This is a genomic window from Allopusillimonas ginsengisoli (assembly GCF_004153455.1).
GTDB classification, from domain to species: domain Bacteria; phylum Pseudomonadota; class Gammaproteobacteria; order Burkholderiales; family Burkholderiaceae_B; genus Allopusillimonas; species Allopusillimonas ginsengisoli.
In genome coordinates, this window is sequence record NZ_SDQE01000002.1 from 302,764 (window position 1) to 315,534 (window position 12,771).

Here is a 12,771-nt window from a genome sequence, read left to right on the forward strand (position 1 = left end):
TAATGTGCCCGCAGTCACTTAATATGTAAAATGAAAAAAACAATGCCTATTAATTCGTTAAACTCATAATGAATCTGAAACAGGTCTCTCATATCATTGCGCTTGCCGAAACGCTCAGCTTCAGCAAGGCGGCTGCCAACGTTCACTTGAGCCAATCGGCCCTGAGCAAGAGCATTGCCTTGCTGGAAGAAGAAATAGGCATTCAGATCTTTGAACGGACGACGAACAAAGTCGAGGTCACGCCGTCAGGCCGCCATGTTCTGGCCCATGCCCGGCATCTGTGGTCCGAGGCCACCAATTTCAGGAAGAACATCGAATACCTGAAAACCGGTGCCTTGGGCGGCGTCTCGGTCGGATCGGGGCCTTTTCCCGCAACGTGTTATCTGGATGCGGCCGTCAGGGAATTCCACACACGCTACCCCAAGGTATCCTTGACCCTGAATATCAATCACTGGGGCAATCTATTGACAGAATTGCACGCGGGCAAGATTGATTTTTTCATGGCTGATATCCGCAATATTGATGATGATCCGATGCTGGATTTCACGCCGGTAGGCGGGCTGACGCTTGCCCTATTCTGTGACCGCAACCATCCTTTGGTCGCCGATGACCCGCAGCGCCTGATTGCGCCGACCGAAATACTGGACTATACGTTGGCGTCTGTGAGCCTGCCTACACCCGTATTCCTCGAGCTCAAGCAGAGCATGGGCCTGGGGCATAACGACACCTTTGCCGTCAATATAGAATGCGACGATATTGCACTGATAAACCGGCTGATCCCGGGATCAGATATTCTTTTTGTCAGCAGCAATCTGATGATGGAGGAAAAGTTCTGCAGCAATGACGTGGTCAAGCTCAATATCCCCATGGCACGCAATCGTTTCGGCGAATGGGCATTGGTCAAAATAAAAAACCGCACGCTCACGCCCAGCGCGTCGCTGCTTGCCGATCTGCTCGTTGATTTGATTCGCACCGGCAGTGCCGCCGACAACGAAAAGCACGGTTTTGCAGGCAACAAGCCGCTCAACTTCCTGACACAGAACAAGCCCTGGCCTGCCTCATGAGGCCACGACTTCTCCGCGCCACACGCAAGGCTGGCCCGCCGCTTTGTCCAGCGCGTCCAGGTACGCGTCATGTTCAGCCAGTTCAGCCTCGCTGGCCATGACGACCTTGAGCGACGACAAGTCTACGTGTCCGATCTCGACACCATCAATGCCATTGCCCTGTTCTTCCTGAAAATCCATCAACAGCGCATCCTGCCCGCGCGTCATGGCCAGCCATACGTCGGCCAGCAGCTCGGAATCAAGCAAGGCGCCGTGCAGGGTGCGATGCGCATTGGAGATGCCATAGCGTTCGCACAAAGCATCCAGCGAGTTGCGTTTGCCCGGGTGAATCTCGCGCGCATGCAACAGCGAGTCGGTGATTTTTCCGCACAGCCTGTCGAATTCGGGCAACCTGCATCGGGCCAACTCGGCATTCAGAAACTTGGTGTCGAATGACGCGTTATGGATGATCACCTCCGCATCCTTGACGAAGTCCACCAGTTGCTGCGCCACTTCTTCGAAACGAGGGTGCTGAGACAAAAACTCTGTGGTCAGGCCATGCACGGCCAGCGCTTCGGGATCGCTGTCGCGGTCGGGATTCAGATACAAGTGAAGATGCCGTCCGGTCAATGTCCGGTTTTCGACTTCTACGCAGGCGAGTTCGACAACCCGATGCCCCTGGGAAGGATCCAGGCCGGTGGTTTCGGTATCAAGAATTACCACCCTGTTAGTCATATTTTGTAAACTCCATTTATGCTTACCTAAACGATTTTCCCTATCGCCCTCTAAGATATCACAGAGGCCGAAGCCCAGAAACTTGCCCTTGTAGTAGCCAATACCAAATGACAAGAGGGCCGGATAATGACAGCTACCGCACTGAAAGAATCGGATAAGCAACTAAATCTCGATGTAAATCTGGATCGTACTGACCGTCCGGAGTTCAAACACGGTGATCTCTTCTGGGAGGGGGACTCATTAAAGTGGATTGGCATGATGAGTGTGAATTACTCCGCTTTCAAGGTATTGGCACCCGAGACCCAGCGCTCGCTTCGAGATCACCTTATTTTATTTGCCAAGCAACGCAAATATTCGATTCGCACATTTCAATGTATGGTGCAAGCTCTTGGCCGACTATGCCATTGTTACCCCTAGCGCCTATTACTGGACACACCCATACATGGGAGACCGCAGCTACTCGAAAACGCGCGGAGCCTTTGCTCCACAGTCTGTAAAAAACAAAAAGGTTCCAGACCAGGACGCTTTGCTCGCGATTGCGGAAGTATTCAGTCGCAGGTATCTCCACCCGCTTGAAGACATCGATGTGCTGGTCACCAGCATTACCGCACTTCTGCTCTCTGCGCAGATGCGCATCATGGAAACCGTACAATTTAGAGTCGATTGTCTAGCCCGCGACAAGGACAAAGACGGCAAGACCCAGTATTACCTGAAATACTGGGTCCCCAAAATCAACTCCTTTGCTCGCAAACCAATACCGGAAACAATGGCGGAGACGGCCATTGAAGCCATCCGGCGATTGAATCCTCATTTTCCATACCAGGGGCCTGTTGGGTTTGCTGCGGTTCCTCCTCTGAAAATGTCCGAATCACTGCTTTGCTGCCTGCGCTACCAATTCTCGACCGAATGGACTACTAGCCCCATCCTACTCACCCCCTTCGACCCGAGTTACTATTCAGCGCGGCTGAGCGCATCAACGAAAGAAAATGGAAAGCCGTGTCATTATTGCTTCTACACCCGCCATGGCTTTGAACCGGTCAAGCTCAAGTCGCACTCGCCACGCCACTTGCTCAACCGGCTGGCGAAACAAAGCGGAATCTCAATCGATGTAATCACGGCGTGGAGCAGTCGCACTTCAAGTCGGCAAACCTTGACCTATCTCGATAATGACCTGGGCGAAGCAGCGGATGGAGGCCATGGAGCGAATAGCCAAACTTCAGGAAAAGAACGATCAGTTGAAGGCAGAGATTGCCAAAATGGCGGAAATTGCCTAACGGTTTATCTACAATGCCTCGGTACACGGCCTCAAGCGCGAGCAACAGATGAAACCTCTCGAAGAAAAGAAGTTGCAATCCTAAATACCGAAAGTCATATAACAGTGAGAAGAGTCCCACGGTCAGCCAAAACCAAAATTCAAAATTGTGCTAGAAGAAACGGTCACGCCCGGAAAGGCTGTCTGGATTGAACCGCAGCGAACTATCTTGCTCATGTCTCTCTCGTCAGGTGTTTGCATGCACGACATGTAGCAGTCTTAATATCTATAAAGGGGTTCTTCGCTGTCGTCCAGGGGGTAGAAGGGTCGAGCGCAGATGGTCCAGTTCAGTTTCTGCAGGTCCGCTCGACCGGCTCCGGGGGTATCCAGGGCATACAGGCGTGGTGCCCATGAGTAGGCTTGCCGGTAGTTCATTGGATTTTTCACGACGACAAACTTAAAACCTCTGATGTCTATGCCGGCAGCCGCATATTGCTCGTCTGCATACTCGTACGCAGACCGGCTGGTAACGAGGATAGTGACGTTGCCGCTGCGCAAGACCGCTGCATGGCCGACGGTAGAGCGTGCGCCTGCCATGGGTCCACCTTTGTACGTGAAGCGGCCATCAGGCATGCTGATCACCTGGGCCGATAAGGTGACGGGGCCGCCATGCCGGTTTTCGATCTTATTGCCGATGCGACATTCGATAAAAGCGCCGACGCCCTGTGATTTGGCTTGCTCCACTACATCCGAATCGACGATCTGCACAAGGAGGCTCTCCTTGGCGCCTGAGCTTAAGTATTGGTCCAGCACGTATGCACTGTCGCCGGCGGCGCCCGCACCCACTGCGTCGGACATCTCGCTCAGCACAACCGGTTTGCCGGCGACGGCTCTTCCCCCTTCTAGTGCTTCGTCCAGGGTAACCAACTGGACCTCAAAGCGATCTCGTGCCTTCCATAAGTCGGTGACTACCTTACTAAGCAAGGTTTCCGGTGAATCTAGACTCCCGTCGGAAACCATGACAAATGCAGTGCCGCCATCCTTGCGCTCAGCCCAGGGGGTGGACGGAAAATAGCTTACGGATAGAACACCTGGCAACGCCTCCAACGCGCGACTAGCCTTGTACGCCTCACGCATGGGTGTGTTGTTCCGTGTGCCAGCCATGGTCGGCGACACCAGCATGGCCAGCTTGGTCATGTGCAGCTTCAACGGGGTCGCCTTGGATATCGTACTGATCAGAAGGCCGGCCGCTCGTGCGCCGGTTTCGAAGGCGTCATCATGTGGGTAATGTTGATACCCTACGATGGCGTCGCAAAGCTCAACCATCGCGGGCGTGATATGGGCATGCAAATCGCAACTAATGACCAGCGGCACCGCCCCGGTTCGGTCGCGTACAGCCTGCAAGAGTTCTACTTCGGCGTTGTCCGTTTGCTCGCAGATCATTGCGCCATGCAGTGCGAGGTAAACACCGTCTACTGAGGCCTGCCCTAGTTGGGCAAGAAGGCGTTCCTTGAGTTCTTCAAAACACTCCCGTGTAACCATACCGCCGGCACCGCCATGCGTAGCGATCAGGGGATGGACTTCAGCACCCGCCGCGTCGAACACTGATAAGGCACCGGAAACCTCGACCTCGCCGCCGCGCAGCGACGAAAGCATATCTCCGCCTTCAAAGTAGTAGGTATCGTGGAAGGCCTGAATCGTCGTTTTGCTCAACGTGAAAGTATTTCCCTCGAAAAGTATGCCACCGACCGCAATCTTCATTTCTTTCTCCTGGTTTTGCTTATCCAAAGGGGCTTTAAGTGCTGACAGTTCCTCACACAGATACCGGTACGCTGAGGCGCGGGTCGCGGTGAGCTTCCCAGTAGAGGTCTCTGAGGCGTAATGAGGTCGTGGATCCTCCGTTACCGATCTTGCGATCATTCACGTAGCGGACGGGTATGATCCCACCGGCGGTGGTGGTAAGGAAGACTTCGTCTGCCGACAAAACGTCCGCTGTAGGCACGTCGCGTTCTTGTACCGCTAGCCCTAACTGGGCGCAGAGCTCGATTGCCGTTTTGCGGGTTATGCCTTTAAGGACGCCTGTGCCCGGCGTGGCCACCGTGTCTCCTTTAACGGTAAACACGTTGAAGCCGGCCCCTTCCACGATATTGCCATGTCGATCGGTAAGGACCGCCAGGTCGGCATCGGCGTCGAAAGCGTCATACTGACCACGCACGAGATCCAGCCAATGGTAGTTCTTGATGGTAGGATCCACAGATTGCGGCGAGATTCGTTCAACCTTGCTGATATGCAGCCGGACGCCTTTCTTTTGTTCTTCAGGCGTAGCAACCCATGAGAAGGGTACGACGAAGGCATAGAATGCGTTAGTGCAGCGGCGAGGGTCTCGCGAGTTGCCATCGGGAACTCCGCGCGTGCAGATCATTTCTACGTAAGCGCTCTTTAATCCCGACGCCACGACACAGCGGGCAAGAATTTTTTTGATGTCCTCCCGCGTATAGTCGATGGACATGTGCAACCGATCAATGCCGTTCATGAAGCGATCTAAGTGATCGTCCAGCCGGAAGAAATGGTTTTCCCATACGTGAACCACGTCATAAGTGGCATCCGAATGAATAAACCCCCGGTCCAGAATAGGTATTCTAGCTTCTGCTATGGGCACAATTTTTCCGTCTACGAATCCGACCCCTTCGGTTGCGACGGACTGGGAAATGGTGGTGGACGCCTCATCGTCCGCAATCTGTAGGTAATTTGTATTCGGCATAGTGATTCAACCATATCGGTAAGGTGGGCGCTGCAGCGGCTCCAGCGCCCTGTTTGTTACTTGGCTTTCTCGATATTCCAGAACAGATATACCGGAGCGTCGATGACGCCACTAAGCTTCTTGCTGTACGCGGACGGGACTTGATATTCGCCCAGCGGAACGATGACCCCTTCGTCCAGGATGATCTCCTGTAACCGGTGGACCAGTGATTTCTGTTCTGCGGAGTCGGTGGTAAGTGAGAACTTGTCGCGTAGTTCTTCGATCTCCGGAAAGTCTGGCCATCCAAACCACGCTTTGGGGCCATTGGCGGCAACAGCGGGGTAACGCAGCGGGTCCAGCATGTCGGTCAGGGGCCAGCTCGTTACGAATATGTTCCATCCGCCTTCGCCCACAGGCTTGGTGCTCGTCCGTCGCGATGCAAGTGTCTGCCAATCCATGGATTGCATTTCCACCTTGAATCCCGCTTTTCGCAAATCTTGCGCCATGACGACGGGTTGGGCAGACAAGAGCGGGTTGTCGGTGGCATGAAGAAGTACTACCGGAGCGCCGTCGTAATTCGCTTCCTTCAGCAAAGCTTTGGCCTTCTCTACATTAGGCTTGATGATCCAGTCGGTATCGTCCGTAAATGCAAAAGGTCCGCGACATCCAAACACTGCGCCGCAAGTTTGAAAATACTCAGGATTGCCGACTACAGCCGTCATGACGCCTTGCTGCCCGATGGCGTGCATCGCGGCCTTCCGCAGCAACTTGTCATTGAAGGGCGGTTGCGTGAAATTGAATCGATACACGGATTGGTAGCCCAGCTTTCCGATCAGTTGAACCTGAATATCTTCGTTCTGTTGAACCACAGGCAGCAAGTCGAATGGCATGACCTCCATGTAGTCGATTTCGTTGTTCATCAGTGCGTTGACCGCTGTCATCTGATCCGGCATCGTGACCCATTCCACACGGTCGACCTTCACGACTTTGCCGCCGGCCGTCCAGCTTGGGGGCTCGGAACGGGGAATGTAATCGGTGTTTCTCTCGTAGACAACCTTGGTGTTGGGTCGGAACTCGTTGGCGATGAACTTGAAGGGACCAGAGCCTATGTGCTCTTTAACCGCTTCTGTGGAGGGCGTCTCGGCCATCCGCTTGGGCATCATGACGGGCACAGGCCCGCCTACCTTGGACAAGCCTTGCAGCACCAGCGGGGTGGGATCGGTCACGACGATCTCGAAGCGTTTTTCATCGAGAACATTCATGGCCGAAACCATAGGCATCAGCATCTGCCCAATTTTGTCCTGTTGCGCCCAGCGCTTGATGGACGCAATGCAGTCCTCGGAGGTAACAGGCGCGCCGTCATGCCACTTCAGTCCGTCTCGTAAGGTAAACGTGTAGACTTTGCCGTCGGCGGACTCTTCCCAGTCCGCCATTTGCGGCTGGACCTTATAGTTTGAATCCAGCGACAGCAGCGTGTCATAGATCATATAACCGTGGTAGGTCGACATGCTGATCGTGGTGATCGCAGGATCCAACATGCGAAGGCCGGACTGCATCACTGCGGTGATCGTTTGCGCCGAGGCGCTTGGTGCCGCCAGACAAGCGACGGCGACGGGTGCGGCGGACAAGAAAGACTGGACTAATCGTAAGATAGATAAAGGCTGCGGTTTGGGTGGCATGCTACTCTCCTAGAAGTTGGCTTTTATCGCTGCTACGAGGCAATGGCACGAGCCTGCTTATCGTCGAGGACGCGCAAGTTCTTGAAGTCCCAATTGCGTCCAGGGGCCGCCGCCAGCAGCGAGCGGGTGTAGATGGCTTGTGGGTGGCTAAGAATATCCAGAGCGGATCCTTGTTCCACGATGCGTCCTTGCTGCATGACGATGATGGTGTCGCAGATCTGTGCGGCGACGCGAAGATCATGCGTTATGAAAAGAATGGCGATGCCTGTACGCTCGCGGATATCGTCCAACAAGCGCAGAACCTGGGCTTGTACCGATACGTCCAGGGCGGATACCGCCTCATCTGCTACCAGGATGTCCGGCTCCAGCGACAGTGCTCGCGCAATACATATTCGTTGGCGCTGCCCTCCCGAGAATTGATGGGGGTAGCGCTGCATGGCGTCCGCCTCCAGCCCGACGAATTCGAGCATTTCAATGGCCTTCGCCTCCGCCTCGGGGCGCGCCATGCCAAAGTTCGTAAGCCCTTCAATCATGGAGTCGCGGATGCGAATCCTGGGATTCAGCGATCGGTAGGGGTCTTGGAATACCACCTGAATGCGCCGCCGCAGGGGACCGAGTTCGCGCCGGGAATAGCGAGAGATGTCCATTCCGCCAAGGGAGATCTGACCGGACGTCGGGTGAATCAGATGCATGATGCAACGTGCGACTGTCGATTTTCCGGAACCGGATTCCCCCACGATGCCCGCAACTTCGGCGCGTTGTAGTCCAAGGTTGATATCTTGCGCCGCGGTAACGGAACTGCCGGTGCCGAACAGGCGTTTTCGTGTATAGGTTTTGCTTAATGAGACGACGTCCAGGACAGGCTCGCCGGTCAATGGTACGCGTTCGACAGGTACGAGACTGGGCACCGAGGTAACCAAGTGGCGCGTGTAAGGGTCGGCGGGTCGGGTGAGAATATCAGTACGGGTACCTGTTTCGACGATCCTGCCTCTTCGCATGACGACTATTCGGTCGGCGATCTCGGCGACCACGCCGAAGTCGTGTGTAATGAACAGCACTGCTGTGTTCTGCTGTTGTTGAAGCTCTCTTACCAGCGCCAAGATCTGCTTTTGCGTCGTAACGTCCAGGGCCGTTGTCGGTTCATCGGCAATCAGCAGCTTTGGCCGCAATATCAGCGCCATCGCGATGACGATACGTTGCCGCTGTCCCCCAGAAAGCTGATGTGGATACGAGGCATAGATACGTTCGCAGTCTGGCAAATGTACTGAAGCCAGCATATCGAGCACGCGCTGGCGCCTTTCGGCGGCGCCAAGGTCGGTATGCAGGCGTAGAACTTCCTCGATCTGCGAGCCTGCTGTCTGGATCGGATTCAGGGCCGTCATGGGCTCTTGAAACACCATGGACATCTGGGCGGCACGCATACGGCGCAGCTGTTCGTCAGTCGCCGCCAAAACATTCTGGCCCTGGACAAGAGCCTCTCCGGCCTCGACGACGAGTTCATTGCGCGGTAACAGCCCCATGATGGCCAGGGAGGTTACCGATTTTCCGGAGCCGGACTCTCCGACGATGCAAACCACCTCGCCGGCTTTCACGTTGAAGGTCAAGTCCTTCACGACGGGCATGTGCTCACCGCGGGTACGGATAGACAGCTGCTTGACCGACAATACAGGCACTATTTCGGTAACTGCTCCGTTTACGACGTTTGCGTGTTCCTTATGCGTCACTTCAACCTCCTTGCCATTCGTGGATCGAGAGCGTCGCGCAGCGCATCACCGAGCACGTTCACGCTAAGCACGGTTAGCGATAGAAACAAACCGGGATAAAGAATCAGGCTAGGGCTAAGCTGAAAATACATTCGACCTTCTGCCATGATGTTGCCCCATGAGGACGTCTCTGGTGGCAGTCCGGCACCCAGGAAGCTCAGGATGGCTTCCGTGAGGATCGCGGATGCAAAAACGTAAGTACCTTGCACGATAAGAGGGGCGGTTGCCGCGGGCACCAGATGTCGCCATAAAAGCACTGGCAGGCTGGTGCCTAGCGTTAGCGCGGCTTCTACATAGGGTTCGTGTCTTACCGTCAGAATCGTGCCGCGAACCAGACGCACCACCCGCGGGATCTCGGGGATGGTAATTGCCACCATGACTGTCACGAGGCTTGCGCCGCTTAATGAAACCAGTGCAATAGCCAGCAGTACGCCGGGGATGGCCATGATGCCGTCCATGAGACGCATGATGATCGCGTCTACCCATGGGAAGTAACCAACGATCACGCCGATGAACAGGCCGGCCACTACTGCCGTCATGGCAGCCCCCAGGCCCACAATGAGGGAGACTCTGGAGCCATAGACGACCCGAGAGTAGACATCCCTACCGAAGGCGTCAGTACCGAACCAGTGCACCGACGAAGCGTGAGAAAGCCGTTGCGCCGGATCGAGCGCAAGCGGGTCGGTAGTGCCCAGCAGCGGCGCGAAGATCGCGATGGCGACAATCAGAAGAAGAATGACAAACGCCAGTAGCGTTGGGCCACTGCTGAACAACTGACGAAAATGTTCCAGCAGGCTCGTGGGGCGTGATGAAATCTCTTCGTAGCCATTGAGGTCGGAAGGCGTAGCTTGCAAACTGGTTTTGCTGTGGGATGCAGAAGTCATGGCTGGCCTTAATACCTGATCCTTGGATCGACCACGCAGTAGAGGATATCTACGACGAGATTGATAAGGATGTAGACGAACGAAAACAGCAGGATCAGCCCTTGAATGACCGGATAGTCGCGGGCGAGGACCGCCTCGACAACCAGGCGTCCAAGGCCGGGCAGGTTGAACACGGACTCGGTAACCACCACGCCGCCGATCAGCATGCTGACGCCTATGCCTATGATGGTGATGATGGGTACCGCCGCGTTGCCCAAAGCGTGTTGCATAACGACGGCACGCTCTTTCAGTCCTTTTGCCCTTGCGGTGCGAATGTAATCTTCACCCAAAACTTCGATGATGCTGGTCCGCGTGATTCGAGCGATCAGGGCAACATAGACAGTGCTCAGGGTCATGGTTGGCAAGATGAGCCGCTGAAAATAGGGCCAGAATCCTTCCGAAAGCGGCTTATAGCCCTGCACTGGCAGCCACTGAAGATTGATCGAGACGACGAAGATCAGAGCGTAGGCGACAACGAAGGCGGGCACTGAAAACCCAAGCACCGAGAATGACATGACCGCCCGGTCTAGTAGTTTTCCGCGACGCCATGCAGCAATCGTCCCCAGAGGTACCGCCACAAGAACGCTGAATATGATGGTGAAGGTGGAGATGGAAAGGGTTGGTCCGATACGGTTCACAATCATTTCCGTGACAGGGACGTCTGATATGAGGGAGACCCCCAGGTTTCCCTGCAGCAGTTGCACTATCCAATGCACGAACTGTATGTACAGGGGCTCGTCCAGGCCCATACTATGGCGTATCTGTCGTAGCTGATCGGGGGTCGCCAAGTCTCCGGCAAGCAGCGCTGCGGGATCACCTGGCGTTAGCCGAAGAATGGCAAACACGACGATGGCAACCATTAGCATCACTGGAATTGTTGCGATTAATCGTTTTGCGATGAATGACAGCATTTTGTCTACTCCGACAACGGTGTTAGATGTCTGGGCACGCCGCTAGTCAGGGATCGGCGCTATGCCGCCCGCTTTGGCCTCGTGCATGGCAACGTATGAATGAGTGATACGCACCCCCGGCAACCTCAGAATCTTGTCCTCAAGCAGGTGGCGGAACGCATTGATATCTTCGACGCGGATCTTCATGACGAAATCGACATCGCCGGTGACCATGTGGCACTCGACAATCTCTTTGATCTGTGAAATGGCTTCGCTAAATTTCTCGTACACACCGTCTATGGCGCGATCGAACGAAATCAAGGCGAAGATCAACATCGGGTAGCCGACCATATCGGGTTGAACCACAGCGCGGTAGCCATGAATGAAGCCTTCGCTCTCCAGTCGCCGTACTCGCTCGAGGCAAGGCGTGGGGCTTAGATCGACCTGCTTGGAAAGCCATTGGTTGGTGGCGCGGCCGTTTTCCTGTAGCAGCTTCAAAATCTTTCTGTCGATGGCATCGAGCTCTCGCTTGTTGCGCTCATTAGCGACCTGTCGAATATTTGGCGGATGGCGAGTCATTGGCTACTCCGGTATGTCCATGCCGTGACCACTGTGGTCTTCATGGCCAGTCTTCTTTACAACCTTTAGTATATGAATGTATCTACAAAAACAATATAGGTGTTAGCACCTATGCTACAAATCGCCATTTTAGCAGTTAGTTTAACTGCCTTTTATAATAATTACAGGATCCATAGCCGGAAGGGTAGGGGTGCTTGGCTCGTTTGTCTCAGCCCCGACAGCCGTATTGCAACTGCAAAAATAAAACAATAGTTGCCAAGAAGCAGGCACGACCGTTTCAAGTCGGTTGGAAAATGGTGGGCATGGCCTTCATTGAACGGGCTAAACAGATCATTGGGCTGAGGCAGCCATAACTGCGACCATCCACAATAATGCCCGCTTGCAGGTCTATCAGATAGTTGGTCGAAAAGGCATAGAAAGCCGGATCGCCTGGGGCGGCCGTCGAGCGTGCGGCCGATCGGTCAGCGAAATATTCTTCGCGGGTGTTGTCGACTCTGATGAAGCGCAGATGTTGTCATCGCTTGGATTGTTCTCTTCCAACGCTTCGAGATATTCGCGCACGGCACGGCTTTGTCGGTCGCCTTGGCGCCAGTCGATGACTTCAGTGCCGGGAATGCCACGTGCTCGGTTGGCATCAGCCTTGATGACGCTGGCATCAATAGCAAACCCTTCACCTGCCACAAGGCCTTCGATCATGCACCGGCGCAGGACGGATTCGAACACATGGCGTAACGTCTCACTATCGCGAAAGCGACCATGTCGATTCTTTGAAAAGGCTGAATGGTCGGGCACTGCATCTTCCAGCCCCAGGCGACAGAACCAACGATACGCCAGGTTCGGGTGCACCTCTTCGCATAGTCGGCGTTCAGAGCGAATGCCAAAGCAGTAACCCAAGAGCAGCATACGCACCATCAACTCCGCATCAATCGAAGGCCGACCCGTGTGGCTATAAAAAGGGGCGAGATGCTTGCGCAAGTCACCCAGGCCAAAAAAAGCGACCAATGCCGCGCAACAAATGGGACCGAGACACGTGATCATCCAGGTTGAAGGAATAGCAGCGTCCTAGCCTGTAGCAGGTCATCACGCAACGTGCCTGGCTTGCCGCCTGCCCAGCGACAAGCGGGAAAATGTAAACGGTTGGGCTTGTATGATAGCTATGGTTTACAA

At 54.7% G+C, this 12,771-nt stretch carries 10 protein-coding genes and 1 pseudogene; 2 read left to right on the plus strand and 9 right to left on the minus strand.

Annotated features, from left to right (window positions below):
* Window positions 1–68 precede the first annotated feature (68 nt).
* Window positions 69–1,064 (plus strand): LysR family transcriptional regulator, encoded by a 996-nt coding sequence (locus ERE07_RS06380; RefSeq protein WP_130007978.1) that lies wholly within the window; start codon window positions 69–71, stop codon window positions 1,062–1,064.
* Here ERE07_RS06380 and dnaQ read toward each other — a convergent pair.
* A complete protein-coding gene (gene dnaQ / locus ERE07_RS06385) occupies window positions 1,059–1,778 on the minus strand; it encodes a DNA polymerase III subunit epsilon (RefSeq protein ID WP_130007979.1) in 720 nt (239 codons plus the stop codon). The two genes, ERE07_RS06380 and dnaQ, sit on opposite strands and share 6 nt — an antisense overlap.
* Window positions 1,779–2,166: 388 nt before the next feature.
* Between dnaQ and ERE07_RS06390 the strand changes: the two genes are divergently transcribed.
* Window positions 2,167–3,243, plus strand: a complete 1,077-nt coding sequence (locus ERE07_RS06390; RefSeq protein WP_130007980.1) for a hypothetical protein — start codon at window positions 2,167–2,169, stop codon at window positions 3,241–3,243.
* A 66-nt stretch (window positions 3,244–3,309) separates the two neighbouring features.
* Here the strand turns inward: ERE07_RS06390 and ERE07_RS06395 are convergent, their stop codons facing one another.
* From ERE07_RS06395 to ERE07_RS21630, 8 genes and pseudogenes are all read right to left on the minus strand, one after another.
* Window positions 3,310–4,791, minus strand: a complete 1,482-nt coding sequence (locus ERE07_RS06395) for a M81 family metallopeptidase (RefSeq protein ID WP_167670758.1) — start codon at window positions 4,789–4,791, stop codon at window positions 3,310–3,312.
* Between the two features lie 52 nt (window positions 4,792–4,843).
* Window positions 4,844–5,791, minus strand: a complete 948-nt coding sequence (locus tag ERE07_RS06400) for an aminotransferase class IV (protein WP_130007982.1) — start codon at window positions 5,789–5,791, stop codon at window positions 4,844–4,846.
* Between the two features lie 56 nt (window positions 5,792–5,847).
* Window positions 5,848–7,449 (minus strand): ABC transporter substrate-binding protein, encoded by a 1,602-nt coding sequence (locus ERE07_RS06405; protein WP_130007983.1) that lies wholly within the window; start codon window positions 7,447–7,449, stop codon window positions 5,848–5,850.
* Between the two features lie 32 nt (window positions 7,450–7,481).
* Window positions 7,482–9,173, minus strand: coding sequence for an ABC transporter ATP-binding protein (locus tag ERE07_RS06410; RefSeq protein WP_245153503.1), 1,692 nt, complete (start codon window positions 9,171–9,173; stop codon window positions 7,482–7,484).
* Window positions 9,170–10,096 carry an ABC transporter permease gene (locus ERE07_RS06415; protein WP_130007984.1) on the minus strand — a complete coding sequence of 309 codons (927 nt, stop codon included), beginning with the start codon at window positions 10,094–10,096 and terminating at the stop codon, window positions 9,170–9,172. The genes ERE07_RS06410 and ERE07_RS06415 overlap by 4 nt, the downstream gene beginning before the upstream one ends.
* An 8-nt stretch (window positions 10,097–10,104) precedes the next feature.
* Complete coding sequence (locus tag ERE07_RS06420) at window positions 10,105–11,046, minus strand: ABC transporter permease (RefSeq protein WP_130007985.1); 942 nt, start codon at window positions 11,044–11,046, stop codon at window positions 10,105–10,107.
* 42 nt (window positions 11,047–11,088) lie between these two features.
* A complete protein-coding gene (locus tag ERE07_RS06425) occupies window positions 11,089–11,604 on the minus strand; it encodes an Lrp/AsnC ligand binding domain-containing protein (RefSeq protein ID WP_130007986.1) in 516 nt (171 codons plus the stop codon).
* A 361-nt stretch (window positions 11,605–11,965) separates the two neighbouring features.
* Window positions 11,966–12,685, minus strand: a pseudogene (locus ERE07_RS21630) (transposase); the annotation flags it as partial.
* Between the last annotated feature and the right edge of the window lie 86 nt (window positions 12,686–12,771).

What these genes read in the sequence shown, in the direction of transcription:
- ERE07_RS06405 (WP_130007983.1), bottom strand. Translation starts at nt 7,449, where the DNA reads ATGCCACCCAAACCGCAGCCTTTATCTATCTTACGATTAGTCCAGTCT.
- ERE07_RS06420 (WP_130007985.1), bottom strand. Translation starts at nt 11,046, where the DNA reads ATGCTGTCATTCATCGCAAAACGATTAATCGCAACAATTCCAGTGATG.
- ERE07_RS06425 (WP_130007986.1), bottom strand. Translation starts at nt 11,604, where the DNA reads ATGACTCGCCATCCGCCAAATATTCGACAGGTCGCTAATGAGCGCAAC.
- ERE07_RS06380 (WP_130007978.1), top strand. Translation starts at nt 69, where the DNA reads ATGAATCTGAAACAGGTCTCTCATATCATTGCGCTTGCCGAAACGCTC.
- ERE07_RS06400 (WP_130007982.1), bottom strand. Translation starts at nt 5,791, where the DNA reads ATGCCGAATACAAATTACCTACAGATTGCGGACGATGAGGCGTCCACC.
- ERE07_RS06395 (WP_167670758.1), bottom strand. Translation starts at nt 4,791, where the DNA reads ATGAAGATTGCGGTCGGTGGCATACTTTTCGAGGGAAATACTTTCACG.
- dnaQ (WP_130007979.1), bottom strand. Translation starts at nt 1,778, where the DNA reads ATGACTAACAGGGTGGTAATTCTTGATACCGAAACCACCGGCCTGGAT.
- ERE07_RS06415 (WP_130007984.1), bottom strand. Translation starts at nt 10,096, where the DNA reads ATGACTTCTGCATCCCACAGCAAAACCAGTTTGCAAGCTACGCCTTCC.